The sequence below is a fragment of the Aurantibacillus circumpalustris genome (genome assembly GCF_029625215.1).
In the GTDB taxonomy this organism is placed as follows: domain Bacteria; phylum Bacteroidota; class Bacteroidia; order B-17B0; family Aurantibacillaceae; genus Aurantibacillus; species Aurantibacillus circumpalustris.
The window spans coordinates 3,463,749-3,482,420 of the sequence record NZ_CP121197.1; the positions used below are offsets into that span (position 1 = coordinate 3,463,749).

The 18,672-nt window shown below is 36.9% G+C and carries 15 protein-coding genes; 4 read left to right on the forward strand and 11 right to left on the reverse strand.

Annotation, left to right across the window (positions count from 1 at the left end; genetic code table 11):
• Positions 1–7 precede the first annotated feature (7 nt).
• The 3 genes from pstB (at position 8) to P2086_RS14355 (ending at position 3,663) form a co-directional block, all read left to right on the forward strand.
• The gene (pstB, locus tag P2086_RS14345; protein ID WP_317897437.1) at positions 8–760 is read left to right on the forward strand and encodes a phosphate ABC transporter ATP-binding protein PstB; all 753 of its coding nucleotides are present in this window, start codon (positions 8–10) and stop codon (positions 758–760) included.
• 101 nt (positions 761–861) lie between these two features.
• On the forward strand, positions 862–1,521 hold the full coding sequence (gene phoU, locus P2086_RS14350) for a phosphate signaling complex protein PhoU (RefSeq protein ID WP_317897438.1): 660 nt from the start codon (positions 862–864) through the stop codon (positions 1,519–1,521).
• Positions 1,522–1,659: 138 nt separating this feature from the next.
• The gene (locus P2086_RS14355; RefSeq protein ID WP_317897439.1) at positions 1,660–3,663 is read left to right on the forward strand and encodes a PP2C family protein-serine/threonine phosphatase; all 2,004 of its coding nucleotides are present in this window, start codon (positions 1,660–1,662) and stop codon (positions 3,661–3,663) included.
• Positions 3,664–3,715: 52 nt separating this feature from the next.
• Here P2086_RS14355 and P2086_RS14360 read toward each other — a convergent pair whose 3' ends face one another.
• Complete coding sequence (locus P2086_RS14360; protein WP_317897440.1) at positions 3,716–4,204, reverse strand: hypothetical protein; 489 nt, start codon at positions 4,202–4,204, stop codon at positions 3,716–3,718.
• Between the two features lie 102 nt (positions 4,205–4,306).
• Between P2086_RS14360 and P2086_RS14365 the strand changes: the two genes are divergently transcribed.
• Positions 4,307–7,354, forward strand: coding sequence for a T9SS type A sorting domain-containing protein (locus P2086_RS14365; protein ID WP_317897441.1), 3,048 nt, complete (start codon positions 4,307–4,309; stop codon positions 7,352–7,354).
• A gap of 204 nt (positions 7,355–7,558) precedes the next feature.
• On the opposite strand, the gene P2086_RS14370 is transcribed toward P2086_RS14365, so the two are convergent.
• From P2086_RS14370 to P2086_RS14415, 10 genes are all read right to left on the reverse strand, one after another.
• Positions 7,559–7,681 (reverse strand): hypothetical protein, encoded by a 123-nt coding sequence (locus P2086_RS14370; RefSeq protein WP_317897442.1) that lies wholly within the window; start codon positions 7,679–7,681, stop codon positions 7,559–7,561.
• Between the two features lie 875 nt (positions 7,682–8,556).
• Positions 8,557–8,919: a hypothetical protein gene (locus P2086_RS14375; protein ID WP_317897443.1), complete on the reverse strand. Its 363-nt coding sequence runs from the start codon at positions 8,917–8,919 to the stop codon at positions 8,557–8,559.
• A gap of 470 nt (positions 8,920–9,389) precedes the next feature.
• Complete coding sequence (locus tag P2086_RS14380; protein ID WP_317897444.1) at positions 9,390–9,629, reverse strand: DUF2798 domain-containing protein; 240 nt, start codon at positions 9,627–9,629, stop codon at positions 9,390–9,392.
• A gap of 10 nt (positions 9,630–9,639) precedes the next feature.
• Entirely contained in the window at positions 9,640–10,332 is a 693-nt protein-coding gene (locus tag P2086_RS14385) for a hypothetical protein (RefSeq protein ID WP_317897445.1), read from the reverse strand.
• Between the two features lie 65 nt (positions 10,333–10,397).
• Positions 10,398–11,285: an AraC family transcriptional regulator gene (locus P2086_RS14390; protein ID WP_317897446.1), complete on the reverse strand. Its 888-nt coding sequence runs from the start codon at positions 11,283–11,285 to the stop codon at positions 10,398–10,400.
• 504 nt (positions 11,286–11,789) lie between these two features.
• Positions 11,790–12,431 carry a hypothetical protein gene (locus P2086_RS14395; RefSeq protein WP_317897447.1) on the reverse strand — a complete coding sequence of 214 codons (642 nt, stop codon included), beginning with the start codon at positions 12,429–12,431 and terminating at the stop codon, positions 11,790–11,792.
• 146 nt (positions 12,432–12,577) lie between these two features.
• Entirely contained in the window at positions 12,578–13,171 is a 594-nt protein-coding gene (locus P2086_RS14400) for a hypothetical protein (RefSeq protein WP_317897448.1), read from the reverse strand.
• Positions 13,172–13,799: 628 nt separating this feature from the next.
• Positions 13,800–14,234 (reverse strand): hypothetical protein, encoded by a 435-nt coding sequence (locus P2086_RS14405; protein ID WP_317897449.1) that lies wholly within the window; start codon positions 14,232–14,234, stop codon positions 13,800–13,802.
• Positions 14,235–14,457: 223 nt separating this feature from the next.
• Positions 14,458–15,591, reverse strand: coding sequence for a T9SS type A sorting domain-containing protein (locus P2086_RS14410; RefSeq protein WP_317897450.1), 1,134 nt, complete (start codon positions 15,589–15,591; stop codon positions 14,458–14,460).
• Positions 15,592–15,709: 118 nt separating this feature from the next.
• Positions 15,710–17,125 (reverse strand): T9SS type A sorting domain-containing protein, encoded by a 1,416-nt coding sequence (locus P2086_RS14415; protein ID WP_317897451.1) that lies wholly within the window; start codon positions 17,123–17,125, stop codon positions 15,710–15,712.
• Positions 17,126–18,672: the final 1,547 nt, after the last annotated feature.

Sequence of the window (18,672 nt, forward strand, 5' to 3'; positions counted from 1 at the left end):
AAATAGAATGGATCAGCTAAAAGCAGATAAAGTAAATGTTTTCTACGGAGATAATCACGTTATTAAGGACGTAAATCTTGAAGTACAACGCAATACAGTAACCGCGCTCATCGGGCCATCAGGCTGTGGTAAGTCAACCTTCCTTCGTTTATATAATCGAATGAACGATTATATTGACGGTTTTAAAATGAACGGTTCTATCATTATTGGTGAGCAAGACATTTATTCTGAAAAAATAAAAATCGAAGAGCTTCGAAAAAAAGTGGGAATGGTTTTTCAAAAACCAAATCCATTTCCAAAATCGATTTATGAAAATATTGTTTACGGTTTAAAAATACAGGGTATAAAGGATAAAAAAATTCTTGATGAAGCTGTAGAAAAATCACTCAAACAAGTAGCTCTTTGGGAAGAAGTAAAAGATGATCTCAAAAAATCTGCTTTTGCTCTTTCTGGCGGACAACAACAAAGAGTTTGTATTGCACGCACTCTGGCTGTTGGTCCAGAAATCATTTTAATGGACGAGCCAACTTCGGCTCTGGATCCTATCTCAACGGCGAAACTAGAACAACTCATACACGAACTTAAAAAGGAATTCACCATCATTATTGTAACCCATAATATGCAACAAGCAGCACGTGTAAGTGATAAAACTGCTTTTTTCTATATGGGAGAATTGATAGAATACGGCGACACAAAAGAAATTTTTACAAATCCTAAAATCGAAAAAACACAAAATTATATCACCGGAAGGTTTGGATAATTTTTTGTAAACGCTATGTAAAGTAATTGTTAAATTTATTAATATTGTTAATGCTGAACAGTATAAAAAACAAACAGCGTCTAAACGGTAAACTATTTTGAATGAATCATTTTGAAACAGAATTAAAAACACTAAAGTCTGATTGCGTTGAGCAATGGGAGTTAGTATCGTACCAATTAAAATCTTCTATGGCTGCCTTATCTAGTATGGATAAGGAAAAAGCTAAGGAAATCATTGAGCGAGAAAAAACGGTTAATGAGTTGGATTTGAAAATTGAGAAAAGTTGTGAAAACATCATTGCTTTACATACTCCTGTTGCAATTGACCTTAGATTTATTTTAGCCCTTATAAAAATTAATTCTAATCTTGAAAAAGTAGGTGATATAGCTTCACGCATTGCGAAATTTGTTGTTAAATCTGGTGGGCCTTTTTATCACGAATTAATTACCAAAACTCAGACACTTGAAATGTTTGAAGAGGCTTGCGATTTATTCGACGATTCTCTCTCTGCATTCAAAACAAACAACGCTGAAAAAGCTCGAAATATTTTTAAACGCGATGAATTTATTAATGAAATAAACAAAAGTGCATTTGTTGATGTAATTAATTCCATAAAAGAAAACCCTGAAAATATTGAAAAATATTTGAAGCTGCTCTCAGTTGTTCGTCGTATAGAAAAATCTGGGGACATTAGTAAAAGCATTGCCGAAGAAATTATTTTTTATCTCGAAGCTAAGGTGTTGAGGCATACCGATAAGTAATTCTAATTATTTCCTTCACGACACGAGCAAAAACCTTAAAACGCTTTGGTGTTTTGAGAAAACGTTTCATTTTATTTATGTTTAGCTGATCTTAAGTTAACAATAGTAGAACCTATAGAGCTTACTTTTACGAACTCTATGATGACTAGTATCCGCTCCTGGCTGATTTTCTCTTTTACTGTTATCTTGTTAATTTGCTCTGTAGCGGTTCTATTATTTGTCACCTCTTATAATAAGTCTAGAAAGCTAGAAGATTATCTTTTTAATCTTAAAACGACCCGAATACTTTTATTACAGACAAATAAAGTAAAAGAAGATATTTTATTAGGAGATTATAACGAAACTGGTTTTTATTCTAGAGACATTTCTTTACCAGAGAAAAAATTTCAATCCTTACAAAAGAAGACGGCATATTACCTTGACTATCTCGAAAAATCAACTATTACAGAGCACTATAAGCTTAACTGGAAAATTAATAAAATTAAAAAGGAGTTTTTAAACTATGAAGAAACGTATCGCGAATTAATCTATCTCTATAAATTAAAAGGTTTCAAAAATTATGGATTGGAAGGCAAAATGCGGGAGTACGCGCATTTAATTTACGGGTATGACAATTTAAAGGTTCAATATTTTTGTCTCGTTTTAAGGAAACATGAAAAAGATTTTTTAATGCGAAAAGAACTTACCTATGTTCATCAATTTGATCGGGTAACAAAATCATTTATTGAATTTATTAACGAAAGTTATTCGCTCTCAACAAAGGACAAAAATTATCTTCTAAACAATTTATATTATTACAATAAACACTTTAGAAATTTAGCACGTATAGAGAATAGGATTGGAATTAAAGGGCAAAACGGATATCTTAATAAATCCAAACAAATATTCGATAACATTGCATTGCTTATAGAAGACCTGGACAATGAACTTATACAGATAAAATTAGAGCATAAAGAAAAACTAAGTAAAGATTCTAGTACAATTATTTTAATCTTAGTCTGTTTTTTAACGCTGACGATTATCTTCTTATCTCAACTAATAACTAAATCGGTAACATCTATTTCTAAATCATTTACCAAATACATTAATTCCGGATTTAATATTGATTCCGTTTCATTTAAACGTTCTAAAATAAAAGAATTCCATCTTATTTATGTTAGTTTTCTCAAGATGGCGCAAGAGATTCATGTTTTTACTAATTTTTTTCGTGAGAAAGTACACGAACGAACATTAGCGATTAACGAACAAAAAGATGAAATTCTTACCCAACAGTTACAAATTGAAAACCAGTACAAAGCTTTACTAGAAAAGAACAATGAACTAAACGAACAGAAACAATTGTTGGCGCTAAAAAATAAGGACGTACAAGAAAGTTTAAGGTATGCCAAACGTATACAAGAAGCTTTACAACCAGCTAAAAACAAATTAAAAGAATGTTTTGAAGACAGTTTTATTTACTCCAAAGCAAAAGATGTTGTTTCTGGAGATTTTTACTTAATGTATAGAACAAATAATGAAGACGGTTTTTTAAAAGATAGAATTGTATTTATTACTGCTGATTGCACCGGTCATGGCGTTCCGGGGGCTATTATGAGCGTGTTGGGTATTAATACACTTTACAAAAACATTAAAGAACTTAAGAATAACGATCCTGGTCAAATCTTAAATCTACTCGATAAAGATCTTAACAAAGTATTAGCTCATGAAAAGCAACGGAATGATATAGTGGCAGATGGCATGGACATTGGTGTTTTTGCATTTGATAAAGAAACTTATATCCTGGAATATAGTATTGCCAAATTTGCACAAGTCTTGGTGCGCCAATCAGAAATCATTCCCCTTACAACCCAAAAATTCAGCATCGGTTACAGCTTTTTTGAAAACGAAGAAAAGAAATTTGAAACTTCACGTATTCAACTTGTACGAGGCGACTGCCTTTATCTTTTTTCAGATGGTTTGCCAGATCAGTTTGGCGGGCCCTTAAACAAGAAATATAAAAAAAACAAACTTAAAACGTTAATTCAAAACATTCATACGCTGCCTATGAACGAACAAAAACGCATTTTTAAAACAGAATTTGTTATTTGGAAAAAAAAATTACCACAAACAGACGATCTAATGGTGATGGGAATACGCTTTTAGTCCAGTCTGTAAACATCCAATCATTATTTGAAAGACAATAAAATTACCAATACTACTCTGGCGGCTGAGCACGAAAAGATTCTAAAACGCAGGGAATGTTTGAATCGCAATACTCTACAATACCATTAGTGACCTTAAAATTATTTGAACTTGTGCTTACAGTCAAACTAGCAAACTCCTTCGTCCATTCTAACTCCAAACAGGCCTTATCGTATCTCTTTTTTGAAGAGCCATCGGGTGTTTTTTTACAACAACGCCATGCTTCGTATAATTTATAGTCTCCAACCTTTAAAGAGCAGGAAATAATACCATCCGCATTGGTTTTTAGCTTTTTACACTTTCCTTTCGCATTAACGAGTAAGATTGTTTTTTCAGAATAAGGTTGCTGTGTTTGAGCCATTTTTTCCATTTCAGGCGTAGGTCTTGCCCCACCACAATATGGCTTTAAACATGTTACCGTGAAATTTACTGGGAATGTCTGTGCAATGGAAATATGTCCTAATGCCAGCACGAAAAACAGAAGTGAAAATTTTAACCGCATCCTCAAAAGTAAACAAAAGCACCTTTTAAGACTATAAACTTTATTAAATAAAATGTGTTATGTACCTTAGGGAACTCCATTTATTTGTAAAAACTAAAAACCATGAAAAAAACCTTAGCACTTATAATTCTTAGCGCATTTAGTATTCACTCTAATGCCCAATCATGGTACGAAATGATGCAGCAAGAAGGTAAAACCTTTTATGAAGTGCAAGCCGCTGCAAACGACTTTTATAAGGACAAACAAGATCTACCTTCCATTGGGTTCAAACAATTTAAACGCTGGGAAAATTACATGGAGCCTCGTGTTTATCCTTCTGGAGACATGAGTCTACCATCTAAAAACTTGGAGAATTTCTTAGAATTCTTAAACCAAAATCAAGCTTTGGGTAAATCAAATAGCACTTCAGCAAGTACTACTTACACTGCTATGGGACCCATGGGACCATTGTCTGGCGTGGCTACAAATGGATTTCCTAGAAAAGCAGGCAGAGATAATTTTATCACCTTTCATCCTACCATTCCAACCACTTTTTGGGCAGGTGCACCAGCTGGTGGGCTTTGGAAAACAACAGACGGAGGTATAACCTGGACAACAAATACTGACTATCTCACAGTTACTGGATGTTCAGATCTAGCAGTCGATCCTAGTAATACAAACATTATGTATCTGGCAACCGGCGACGGAGATTCGGGTGACACTTATTGCATTGGTGTATTAAAATCAACTGACGGGGGACTTACTTGGAATGCAACTGGCTTGACTTTTGCAGTAAATCAAACGCGTCAAATGCGTAGGCTTGTTATTAATCCAAGTAATCCTCAAATATTATTAGCCGCTACCAGTTCTGGTTTATACCGCACAACAAATGGAGGAACCTCTTGGACAACTGTTTTGACCGGTAACTGGTATGATATTGAGTTTAAACCAGGCGATCCAAATACTGTCTATTTAGGAGGAAATACAACCTTTGGCCTTTCAACAAATGGAGGAGCTTCTTTTACAACTATATCTAGCGGATTCCCAACTTCTGGAGCGAATCGTTTGGCTATTGCTGTAACTCCTGCCGATCCTGCTTACGTGTACGTGATAAGATCAAATACTAGCAGTAATTTTGGTGGTTTATACCGCTCCATAAATAGCGGCACTTCCTTTTCGTTAATGTCTACGACACCAGACGTTATTGCGAACTCTTGTGCTGGCACAGCCTCAGGAAATGGACAAGGTTGGTATGATCTGGCAATAGCAGTTTCTCCGAATGATAAAGACAGAGTAGATGTTGGTGGTGTGAATGTTTGGTCTAGCAATGGCGGAGGAGCCACGGGATCATGGACATGCACAGGTTGTTGGATTGGCACAACAGCCCCATCTGTATATATGAAAGCCGATCAGCATGATTTGGAATACAGTTCTACCGGTTCTCTTTACGCCGCATCAGACGGTGGAATTTTCAGATACAACAGTACAAGCTGGGTTGATTTAAATAATCAACGAAACATTGCACAAATATATAAAATAGGATCATCAGGCATTACCGCCAATAAATGGGTAAGTGGTCACCAAGATAACGGTACTGGTATTTATACAAACGGAACTTACCAAGCAAGCTACGCAGGTGATGGTATGGATTGTTTTATAGATCGCACAAACGATAATAATATTTTTGTATCCACTCCGAATGGAAATTTTAACAGAAGTACTAATGGTGGAGCTTCATACGTAGGCGCTACAACTGGCATGACAGGAACAGGTGCATGGGTATCTCCGTGGAAACAAGATCCTGTTCTAGCATCAAGATTATACGCAGGAAGAACGCAACTATTTGTGTCGAATAATTTAGGTGCTAATTGGGCCCAAGCAGGCACAACTGGAGCAAGCGGTTCAATTGTTGAATTTGCCATTGCCCCTTCCAATAATCAGGTTATTTATTTGATTCAGGGAACAAGTATTAGGAAAACTACAAATGGTGCCAGTACTTGGGCAGGATGTGCAAATGTTGGTGGTTCACCAACGTTTATTACCATTGATCCAAACAACGAAAATCGCTTGTGGGTTACTGTTAGTGGTTATACATCCGGCAGCAAAGTTTTTCAAAGCGTGAATGGTGGCACAAGTTGGACGAATATTTCATTTAATCTACCTAATCTTCCAGCTAATTGTTCAGTATTTCAACCTGGCAGCAACGATCGTTTATACGTTGGTATGGATGTTGGTGTTTATACAAAAGACGCCTTGTCAAACACATGGGCACTCTACAACAATGGTTTACCAAATACGCCAATATCAGATTTCGAAATTTCACCAGCAGCTCCTGGTTTATTAAGAGTTGCAACATACGGTAGAGGCGTTTATCAGGTAGATCTTATTCAGTCAACCGCGGTTCCAACAAGTAATTTTAACTCTATTGCGTCTATTTGCGCTGGAGCGACAAGTAGTTTCACCGATATTTCCACAGAATCGCCAATAGGTTGGAACTGGTCTGTGAACCCGATTACGGGTGTTGTAATCAATTCTTCCACTTCTCAAAACCCAACTATTACATTTGCCAACAGCGGCACATATACTGTTTCAATGATAGCCTCAAATGGATTTGGAACAGGATCAACTGCTACTAAAACCGTTGTCGTGAATGCTATACCTTCTATTACAGTGACTTCATCCGAAGGCTCGCAAACTTTTTGTGTAGGTGAAGAAGCAGTTTTGAGCGCTAGCGGAGCAAACACTTATACCTGGCTTCCAGGACCAACAACAGGTGCTTCGATGAGTTTGACGGTAAGTTTATCTACACCAACAACATTCACGGTTAATGCAAAATCAATAGAAGGTTGCATAAGCAATGAAGTGATTTCACTTATCGTTTCTGAATGTACAGGTATTTCTAATTCAAAATCTGCTACAAGTCAATTCGAAATTTACCCAAATCCTGCTAATCACTACGTAAAAATTAAAATGAAAAACGTTTCTGAAAGTAAGGTAGAAATTGAACTCACCGATGTTTCAGGTAAGGTGATTCGTAAAACAAATCATCAGTTTAAAAAAGACTCAAAAGAAATGGAATTTGATATAACTGAACTAGCAAAAGGTGTTTATTTTTTAGATCTAAAAATTTCTACCGGAAATAACCAGAAATATAAATTTGTAAAGGAGTAGGTTTTTAGATACCTATCTCTCAAGCTACCCCTGTTAAAAGCAAAAAAATTATTTTCCAGTAGCAACATTTTTATTGTTAAATCTTTTTAGAGCTGCTCTGGATAGCAGCAATTTGTTCGGGGGTGAATCGTTTTTTCTTCATTTTGCTTAGGTTAATTTATTAGTTTTTTTTCTACTAACAAATAGTCCTAATTTTGGGGGAGCTTACATGTTTTGCTCTACTTCTCCACCGTCTTTAAATTTGAGTTCGTCTATTTGATATTTTTTTGTCACTACAATGCTTGCCGCTAACGTTTGGCGAATTTGCGCCGTTTTTTGCTTGTCCAAGTTATGCATTTGAGCGTTAACCCGCAAAAAATGGAGCGAATTTGCTGTTAGCGGTTGTAAGCGCCACACAGGTACATTTTGCTAACGCGTCCGCCGATTAAGTTTTTATGTCCAGACTACCTGAACGATTTTTCTGGATGCCAAACTACGGTACACCGAAGTTTTTTTGTCCTAGGAAAACCTGTTATTAAGATCGGACGTCTTGATGTTGCATTGGTGGAAAATAAAATTCTTTCATCCGCCTCCTATTTTTCCTGAGTGATATATAATGTAAAATAGAGCACATACGATTGTTATTGGCCAAACAACACAATTAGCATAGCACGAGTATTGTAGAACTTGTCTTGCTATTTTGTTATGTAATTTAACGGAAACTAAAGCTAGGATTATGTGAACAACAGGAGTAAGAAAAGGAAAAAAGAGTACAAATCTGTCGAGTTCAGGTTTATAATGTGATCCAGAGCTATTTTTGAATAAAAGTAGCCAGAGCAATAGTTCGGCTACCACAATACTAAAGGCGATTACAATTGAACGCATTCTAAATAAGATTTGTTTTTGTAACTATTTGGTGCAAACTAATATTATCAACAATAGTAAATATACTAATACGTCAGGAGCGGAGAAAATTATTTTTTTGTCGTCTGCTTGGTTGTCACGACGAGGCGTCGGGGCAAAATTTTAAAGATCGAAAAGTTTTTTGTCCGAAGAGTTTTATTTGCGAGGTCTGTCCACGCTTATAACCGCTAACGGATTGCGAATTTGCGCCGTTTTTTGCTTGTCCAAATTTAGCATTTGAGCGCTAACCCGCAAAAAATGGAGCGAATTTGCTGTTAGCGGCAGATTTTTAATTGTCCGTGTTGTCTTGTCGTGGTTTATTAATTCTGGTCGTCCAAATTTTTGTCGTGGAGCAATTTACTTAGCGTGTAGTTTCTATAAGTATAAACAGTGCCAAAAACGAATGTCAGGAGTGTAAAAATAAAGCCTAATACAATAAAAAGTCCCGAACCAGTTACGCAAAGTTGTTTGTCTATTGGTAGATTTCTTGTCAGGCCGTAGATTGAGATGTCCATGGCAATTAGGGATGATATAATGTTGAGTCCTGTCAACCCAATTACAACTAATGCTGTCCTTTGTGCAGAATACTTAATTGTCCGCCAATTAACTAATAGAAATAATGCTAGAAATGGAAGAGCGTCTAGGAGTAAGGGAATAATTAAAGTTAGAAGAATGTCCGCCATTATTTATGTCCGTTTTTATGTCCTTGTAAATTTGCCGCTAACGTATTGCGAATTTGCGTGCGTTTTTTGCTTGTCCAAGTTATACATTTGAGCGCTAACCCGCAAAAAATGACGCGAATTTGCTGTTACCACCAGTAGGGGCGCACACAGATTAGGTCGCTGGTTGCGTGTCCGCTGATAAATTGTTAGTCCGTGTTGTCGGGAAGGAAAGCAGCTTTACGAATGTTTTTTTGAACCCTGAATTTTTAAAATTTTTTTAGCGTCGACTTTTTGACACACAGTTCTATACACACAGGCGGGGAGGAAATTTTGCAAACTTATTTAGCGCCAACATAAAATCTTAGCCTTAATTTAAAAGCGCTAAATGTGTTTGCAAAATGTGCGGTTGGTAAACATTGGTGAACGGGTTTAGGTCGACGGGTAACGCTGATAGAACAAAGGTCGATGGTTACGGCTGCTTAGTATATGTACTAATGAGATTCTTTACTAATACTGTCAACGAATTTTTTTAGCAAAGGCACAACTGTAAATCCTGTGGGAATTGAAAGCCATAAATCAACTAAAAAATAATCGAAGAACCAAGTTTTTAAAAATCCCTCATGCCATCCTACCCTTACTAATAGTAGGCCAAAACTCATTATTGCAGACATCGCGATGGAAACCAAAAAGGTAAACACGATTATTGATTGTACTTTATTTAATTTTTTCATGCTAGTTGTTTTAGAATAAATTTGTTTTTATGAATAGTCCGAAGTTGTTTACGTTGTAATTGTCCGCCCCATAAAAGTCATGGTTAGAACCTAATCCAAATTGAAAGTTTTTATAAGATACTCCGAGCCTTACATAAATACTGCTTACTTCATGGAAATCTAATTTAGTATTGTAATTATAAAGCGCTTGAATTCTACTATAGATGCCCCAGTTTTTTGATAACATAGGAGTGTATTCAAAAACTGCAAAGGTTTCGAAATTGTATGTTTGAGTTAAATCGAATCGTGGTAATATTACAACTACAAAATCGCGGTTCGCAAATAAATATTGTAATCCAGAAGTAGGCCTCACAGTCATTATGCCTGGACTTGAAGAACCAACTGTTGACAAACCACCGATAATTGAAATACCTTTCCATATTTTAGCGGTTAAAACGGATTGAGAATAAAACACCGACACCTGGCTAACTTCTTCGTAGTCTCCACTAAAAGTTGTGACGTTAAAAAATCCAAATCTTGATTTTTGTGAAAATTGTTTACTTACAATTAATTGAAAAGTAACTCCTTTGTCGCCTGCAAATACTTCTATTGGAATTGGTGGCGATCCATCAATAGGAATTATATTTAAAGTGTCTTGGGTTTGTCCAACAGAAATTTTCACTAAGAGTAAAAAAATAATTGGCAATAATAATTTGATCTTCATCTTTCTTTTAAATCTTCAGCAAATTTATTTACTTCAGATCTCAACAGAAAGGACTAATGAAGCCACTACTCGGACAATTCAATCATCTTTCGATATTCTTTTGGCGTATGACCAGTGTGTTTTTTGAAGAACCGACCGAAATAAGAAACATCTTCAAACCCAGTTTCAGAAGCGACTTCACCAATTGCCATATCACTTTTTTGCATTAAAATTTTAGCTTCTAAAATTAACATCTCATTTATTAATGATGAAGCTGACTTACCTATTGTCGCTTTCACGGATTTATTTAAATGGTTGGGCGTTACATTTAATTCCTCGGCATAAAAGGTAATTGCACTATGCTTAGTGATATTATAATTCAGTAATTTTTTAAATTCCAAAGTGATTCTTTCATGTGCCGGAAAATTAACTCGCATTCTGAAATCATTTGACTGTTTCATCTCTGCAAGCAACGTGGTCAAATACAATTTAATAATGGACTTGTTTGTTTCATCTTCATTAAGTTTTTGCATTCTATTCAGCAAACTTACAAGCTGCTTTGTTTCTGTTTTGTCAAATTTTATAACAGGCTGTGTTAACCAGTCTGAGAAGTCTATGTCTGTATGCGATAGGTAATCGGTTTTAAAATGAAGATAGAAACCTTCAATATCATCTGACATAAATGAGAGACTTGTTATTTGTCCAGCCGGCACAACAATCATTGCATTCTGTTCAATTGTATAATCGTCAAATCCTGAACTTGCAATAATAGAGCCTTTCGTCACTAAAATGAGGGAGTGATTAAATTGACGGTGAGGCGGTAAAGGCATTTTTAATTCATACGTATCATCTGAGAGCCCATGAATATAAAAATCATTAATATTCTTCTTACTATATTCTTCATCGTCATAGTAAGACATAATAATTTTAAAACCATCATTCTGTAAGGTCGGTATGTTTTTTATTTTTTTCAATTATATAAGTTGCAGATAAAGATAACCATAATCTTCTTCAATTGCCATACGCCTGTGGCTTGCGCTTCTGACTGAACGGAGTGAGATGCGCAAAAACGCCAAAGGCACCGCTTCTGAAAGTGCGTTGGGGCTGCAAGTGTTTTGCAACCCACCTTCTTCTACAATTAAAGGGCTTGGTTGGCGCGGTTCAGTTAAAGCGCCAACTTGCAAATGACTTGCAGCGAAGAATAGCTGTTCTATTGGCTTCAGCCAAAACTTGCGTCGGCAAAAAATTTTAAAGTTCTTTGTCGGGATGTTAGTCGGAGCGGAAAGAGCTGCTGCGTGGTCGCCTGTCGAAGCGAAATGTTTTTTGTCTGCCGATGAACTGTCTTACGAGAATTGTCCGCCCCTATTGGTGGTAACGTAATGCGACTAAAAGTAGTTTGCTAATCCAAGTTTACACATTTATGCGTGTCCGCGCAAATTACTTTTAGTTGCGGTTATAGGTAGCCAGCCGCACACAGTTTACTTATAGCTGTCGTCAATTTGTTTCTTTTCAAATTCGTACATGAAAGTAGCTCTTTCACTCTCAAGTCCAAATTTGTCGTGAGGGAATGTCAAAATAAGTTTATTTCTATATGTCATTTTACAGCTTGAATCGAATTTATTTTTGCGTCTATTGCAATCAATGCAAATTTCTTTTGTCTCTTTGTCGTAAATGACTTTGTATTTAATTATTGAACTGTCTGCGTTATAATAAGTAGTTGACTCGAACCAACCACCGCCCCAATACCCAGATTTTATAAGAATAGTGTCCTTGCCATAGTAGTAATTGTCAACCCTAAGGTCGTAGATTTGATGAACATTCATTACGGTTGTCCAGTCGCCAATTTTAATATTATTTTTGAATTGGCCATAATTATATGAACTAACATATTCTCCTGAATCGCCTTCATTAGGAATGTATTTTGTCCTATAAGATTTCTCATAATAAATCCACCATCCCTGTTTGTTTCCCTTGTCGTCTTTGCAGTTTATTTTGTCTGGAAAATTTTTAGGAAGGCTGTAAAATAATTTTCTGTTATAGTCTTGACAGGTCTGCGAAAATGTCTGTCGACCGATTGTCAGTAGTAAAATGATTGTTATTGTCTGGATGTTTTTTGTCATGGTGGATTGTCCGGCTGGTTACCTATAACGTTTTCGGGCTAAAGAAAGTGCGGTTAACGGAGAATCCACTGTCTACAAGCACGAATGTTTATATAAAGGTACAAAAGTTTTTACATGTACGTCCGCCGCATTTTTTTTAGCCCGTGTTAGCGGGTCGTTTTGGTGTCCAATACACTAGCGTCTGCATGTCGATTTAAAGCTTTATAAATAAGAGCAACTCTCAATGTCCAGCAAACCATGGTGAAATATCCAGGGAAAAATAGGTCAAGCGAACCATCAAAGTAAAGCGTCTTAAAGGTCCATAAAATAAACTCAATAATTAGAAGTGATGTCCCAATTTTTTTGTACGAAAAATAATAGCCACTTGAAAGTAACAGTAATGAGCTGATGCTAAAAATAAATTTTGTCGGTGAAAACATAAGTTCGTATTCAATGAAACAGCCAGATTGTCTTTGGTAGTCGGAGTTCAAAGCAAAACCAATGACAATCGAAATTATTATTGACCAAAACAAAGTCCTTTGTCCAAAGAGTTGTTGGTTCCAACTTTTGTCCGAGTGTTTTGTTGCGATAAAAATTGTCCCTGCTATAACTGCCCAAAGTGGGAAGTATAATGCGTAATACATGAGAACTTGTCCGACTGTCGCCGTATAACCAGACTGAGGTTGTGTCAAGAGAATAAATGTCAAAGCAAACAGATAAACTCCTGAAACGATGATGAATATTTTTGAGGATTTATTCATGTCCGATGTCTGTCCAAAATGCCCGCTAACGGACCGCAAGCTGGCGTTCGTGCCGGTTGTCCGTATGCTAAATATACGAACGTCCAACGAGATTTTATAATATGAAGAACACCGGCATGACGCCATTGCTTGCTGTTATAAGCTGTGCGCCATTCCCGATGTCCTTGGAGATGTCTTTACGAAATACCCCCGGTTGGTTTGCAGTGAATTTAAAAAAGGATTGGCCTAGACGGAATAAGGGCTTTAGTTTTTTTGCGCGGGGCGGTTCTATTAGGCGGTTGGGCTGTTGGAGATTTTGCAAGCTTATTTGGCGCCACTAAAAATTATATGCCTTAAAAGGAAGCGCCAAATGTGCTTGCAAAATGTGCGTAGGCATACATACAGGTTGACAAACTTTTAAGTATGCGGTGAATATATAGATGTCTTAGTAAAATAAAATAAGTTGCCGAGATCTTATATACGCGAACTTGAATGGCGCCAATCTAAATTAATTGGCGCCGTTGAAAGAAGATTTGCCGAAGACGTCCTTTTCTTGTCCCTCGTTAGCGGCAAGAACGTCCCTGCGTTATAATGCGCCCCAAAATTGTCGCGAGACTGCCTAGACGCCGTCACAACAGGTAAGGGTACTTTATTCCTCTAAACGCTCAAAATTTATCTCCTTTAAAAAAGTCTCCCACCATTTATTTGCTTCACTGCTCCCTGTTTTTGAGGCATTATTAGTTGCGTTTTTCTTTATAATTCTGTATATAATTATTCCAACAACTAAAGCACCTGCAACATAAGAAACTGTAAGCATGCTATCAAACGTGTACCACATACTATAAACTGCAGCAATTATAGGAAAAATCAAAAACAACCATATCGCTATTTTTTTGGTTTTAACTACAGGTTTAAAATATTCAGAAATACTACCAAAGAAACGTTCCTCTCTATTAGAATAGTTGAGAAGTGCCAAAACTTTTCTATCCTTTTTATTCTCATTCTCTCCCGACAAACAAGAAACAAAAATCACCTTTTGCCCTTCTCTCCATGCCACATCCCCCATCTTAAAAGATTTTTCCAATCCTGTTTCATCATCTTTAATTATTAAATCAGAGTAGCGTAAGTGCCATTGGGACCACGAGTATACGTTTATTAAAGGAAACGACCGTTGTTGTCGTCCATTCTACAATGGCTCTCCCATCTGAAATTTCTTTTCTGTTTGACATATTATTCTGATTGTTTCTCTAGAGTCTTGAGCTCGTTTTGCAGCGTCTACGGTGTTAAAAAAAACGAACCATTGCTTTTTATTCCTTCATAAACTTCATGCTTGCGCCGTTTGAAGCGCGGATAAAATACATGCCACTTGCGAAGTCCGAAACATTAATAATGTGAATTTGTGCGGCGGGTTGTTTATCCATAATATGCCCCGAATGTGAGTAAATTTCAATGCCTGCAGAATTTTTCAATTGTATATTCAAAATTTGGCTTGTAGGGTTAGGATAAAGAGCAAATGCATCTTTTTCGTTTTCGTGAACACCCATTACGTTTGAACAGTCATAAAAATAATTTGCTTTGCTGGAAAAGACCCACGACGAAGTCGTGCTATTCCACGATTGAGCTAAAACACTCGTTGGATTCCCATTGTTATTATATGTGTAGGTATATTGAGCGGAATTTTCCCACGACGTAGTCGTACTGTACCATGTTTGGAGTAATATATTCGTTTGATTGCCATTGGTATCATAGGCGTATGTAAATTTTTGTAAATTTACCCACGACGAAGTCATACTATTCCAAAACTGAGATAAACTACTTATTTGATTCCCATTGGCATCGTAGGTGTAAGTAGATTGACCTGAATTTACCCACGCCGAAGTTGTGCTGTTCCATGATTGAGATAAACTACTTATTTGATTCCCATTGGCATCGTAGGTGTAAGTAGATTGACCTGAATTTACCCATGCCGAAGTTGTGCTGTTCCATGATTGAGATAAACTACTTATTTGATTCCCATTAGCATCGTAGGTGTTTGTCGTTTGACTAGTATTTTCCCACGCCGATGTCGTGCTGTTCCATGATTGATATAAACTACCAGTTTGATTCCCATTTGTATTATAGTTAAAAGTCACTAGCAGGGAATTTTGCCATGTTGAACTGCTAATATTCCAGTTCAGAGAAAGATAGGCTGTCAATTTTCCGTTTGTATTATATGTGTAAGTGATTTGACTCGAATTCACCCACACCGAAGTGGTTCCATTCCAGGCTTGTGATAAAGCCGTTAGTACGTTTCCACTTGCATCGGAGGTGTACAGGCTTCTGCCATTAGGAACGTTCGATGTTGTGGTGTAGCTGTAGCTGCTATCTATCCTACATTGAGCATAAACACTGTCGGCATTAAATAACAATGCAACAACGTAAAAAAGCAATATTTTTTTCATGTCTTTTATTTTTTAGTAAATCAAATCTTGACTATTACACATTAAAAACGCATCCCAGGCACCTTCATTATAATAGAGTAGATTAATACATTTGCTGGAAAGCGCTTGGGAAAATCTGTCACTCCTTCACAAACTTCCTGATTTTCTCTCCAACTTTTATAAAATAAACGCCATCCTGCAAACTGCTTACATCAACTGCAGCTTTACCATTCTCTGTTTTTAATTTTTCGTTCATAATTTCTTTACCTAACACGTTACATATTTTCAATTCGATATTTGTGTTTGTGCTTTCAAATTCAACACTTAAAAACTCATTTGTAGGGCTCGGGTAAATCCTCAAATCTTTATCCTCAATCCCTTCATTGATATTAGTTGTGGAGGTATTAGAACAAAGGATATCGAGTTTAAAAACGGTTCCATTACCTCCATCTGGGCTGCCCCAATTAGTCAAACCATATAAATAAGTGCCGTCGCTAATAAAAGAACCAAAAGGCATTTTTCCAACAGTTGTACTGCTAAAATCCAACAACTTGGTATAGCCAGTTCCATCCAGCTTTATTTTAAAAACCAAACCAAATACATCTGAGCCGCCGAAACTAGTCATTCCATACAAATATGAACCTTCTGCAATCAATGAACCGTAGGGTGAACCACCGTAAGGCTCATTGAATCCATTAAAATCAAGCAACTTTGTATAACCCGTTCCGTCAGATTTTATTTTAAAAATCACTCCTTTGTCAGTTGAACCTCCTTCATAGGTCATTCCGTACAAATAAGTACCGTCGCTAATCAAGGAACCTTGTGGTTTTTTTCCATTTGCACCGTTAAAATCAAACAAGACGGCGTAGCCTGTCCCGTCAAATTTTATCTTAAAAATCACTCCATAGTCATTTAAACCTCCTTCTTGAGTCATTCCATACAAATAAGTACCATCACTAATCAAAGAACTGTATTGCGGACTGCTTCCATTTGTCCCGTTAAAATCAAGTAACTTGGTGTAACCCGTTCCATCAGTTTTTATTTTAAAAATTACTCCTTTGCCATTTGCACCACCAAAAGACGTCATTCCATACAAATAAGTACCATCGCAAATTAAAGAACCAAGCGGCGAGTTTCCATTAGTATAGTCAAAAGTAAGAATTTTGGTATAGCTCGACCCGTCAGGCTTTATTTTAAAAACTATCCCGGCACTATTTAGGCTACCGCCATTCGTAGTCATTCCATACATGTATGTACCATCGCTAACTAAAGAGCCATGAGGCCATGCTCCATTTGCACCACCCATAAAATCAAAAATTTTAGCATAGCCTGTTCCGTCAGGTTTTATCCTAAAGATTATGCCGATATTATTTGTCCCTCCTTCATAAGTCATCCCATAAAGATAAGTGCCGTCGCTAATCAAAGAACCGTATGGAGCAGAGCCATTATTGTTGCCATTAAAATCATGCAATACAGAATAGCAGTTTTGCGCATTTGCTTTTACATAAAATACCAATAAGGATAAAATTGCTAGAATTACCTTTACTATGTTCATTCCGACTTAGTTTTTAATTGTTACTACTCACTTTAAAGGGTTTTCGGGTTTCCCCTTTTTTAGTGATGGTGAATTTGATGCAATTATACAAATAAAACAATAACCAATTAATACAACATAAAAGTTTTTTTCCGGATTTCTCCTTTTTTTTACCTGCGCTATACTTGGCGATTGACAGAGGAGTCGGTAATCGCCAGGCGCGGTAGGAATTTAGCTCTTTTGCTTTTGCCTGGCTCTTGCAAAAGCAATGTGCTAAATTAGCGATAGCCAAAATGGCTTTGAAAAAGCCGAAAAAGTGCGTTGGGATTGCAGCTCTTTTGTTGGCCTTTCCAGGGTGTCTACCTGGGCCAACAAATGTGCTGCAATGTGCGATGGCAAAACCGGCCCGGGTGTCGTCCCGAGCCGACGTGCGTGGGCAAAAAAACTAATGCCCTTACCGGAATGCTGTTCTAAAAAGAAAAGCTAAAGAGATTGACCAACCGTGGGTATGAGGATTAAAATTGGAAATCTTGTTCTTTCGTCCAACGGGGCGCTTGGGTCTTGTCCGCCGAGGCACGCGCATAGAGAAATGTTAGATGTCGCAACTGCTGTTCTGTCCACCGGAATATTAAAGTTGTAAGGCGCGTGCTGCGTTAGTCTGTTCGCCGTGAACACGCGCGACATTGATGATGCAAAGTCTGAAACTGCTACTGTTCTTGTCCTGCCGAGATGTTATTGTCGAAGGTCGCGCGTGTAACCGAATGTCAGTCCGTGGAGATGCGCCCCATTAAAAGAATGAAAATTCGTCCACCGGGGGCGCATTGCTTATAACGGATTCGGGCTTGGCGCCGGCGAAAATAACGATTTCGCAGATGCTAAAAGTGTTCCGATGTCCAGCGTGAAGTTAAAGTATTTTGAGCATTTGCAAAACAATAAAAAGTCCCGAAGGGGCCGCTGAAAAATTTGCAAATGCATGCACGAATGTCCGCTGGCGCCATTAGCCCGTGTTAGCTACTAGTGCGCCCACACAAAGTATTTGAGCGTTTCCGCTAGTCTGAAATACCATCGTCCTAAAATTAAACGTTTTAAGGTTGCAGTTGAAATAGGTTTATATAATGCCAATTAATATAGCCATATTTTATGCTGGCTAACCAAATACCAAGAGTCAAATTTGTTAAAAGAAGAAAAGTCAGGATGATTTTTTTAAACGTACTATAAAGATGATAATTTCTAATGAAAATTATTATTGCTAAGAATGTCACCAAAAAAGCGAATAGATTTATATAATGACTGTAAACAGGTCCAAGTATAATTGCCGAAAAGAATGAAAAAAGCATTGTGCCAATTGAACCTGTCAATAACGGCGAGCAATAATTGTATTCTTTCAGTTCTTCAATCATTTATTTCAATTTGCTATTGTCTTCGTCCAGTTGCAATACTTCTGTTCTTGTTAGGCCGAAATGTTTGAACGTCCGCTGGGCGCATTGTAGCTAACTACCTTATACCCGCTATAAACTTTCGCTTATCCAACATACATATGGGAGATTGGCGAATGTTTGTAGCTTTTT

Coding starts and splice junctions, on each gene's coding strand:
- pstB (WP_317897437.1), top strand. CDS start 8: ATGGATCAGCTAAAAGCAGATAAAGTAAATGTTTTCTACGGAGATAAT.
- phoU (WP_317897438.1), top strand. CDS start 862: ATGAATCATTTTGAAACAGAATTAAAAACACTAAAGTCTGATTGCGTT.
- P2086_RS14415 (WP_317897451.1), bottom strand. CDS start 17,125: ATGAACATAGTAAAGGTAATTCTAGCAATTTTATCCTTATTGGTATTT.
- P2086_RS14395 (WP_317897447.1), bottom strand. CDS start 12,431: ATGACAAAAAACATCCAGACAATAACAATCATTTTACTACTGACAATC.
- P2086_RS14355 (WP_317897439.1), top strand. CDS start 1,660: ATGATGACTAGTATCCGCTCCTGGCTGATTTTCTCTTTTACTGTTATC.
- P2086_RS14400 (WP_317897448.1), bottom strand. CDS start 13,171: ATGAATAAATCCTCAAAAATATTCATCATCGTTTCAGGAGTTTATCTG.
- P2086_RS14380 (WP_317897444.1), bottom strand. CDS start 9,629: ATGAAAAAATTAAATAAAGTACAATCAATAATCGTGTTTACCTTTTTG.
- P2086_RS14385 (WP_317897445.1), bottom strand. CDS start 10,332: ATGAAGATCAAATTATTATTGCCAATTATTTTTTTACTCTTAGTGAAA.
- P2086_RS14365 (WP_317897441.1), top strand. CDS start 4,307: ATGAAAAAAACCTTAGCACTTATAATTCTTAGCGCATTTAGTATTCAC.
- P2086_RS14360 (WP_317897440.1), bottom strand. CDS start 4,204: ATGCGGTTAAAATTTTCACTTCTGTTTTTCGTGCTGGCATTAGGACAT.
- P2086_RS14375 (WP_317897443.1), bottom strand. CDS start 8,919: ATGGCGGACATTCTTCTAACTTTAATTATTCCCTTACTCCTAGACGCT.
- P2086_RS14410 (WP_317897450.1), bottom strand. CDS start 15,591: ATGAAAAAAATATTGCTTTTTTACGTTGTTGCATTGTTATTTAATGCC.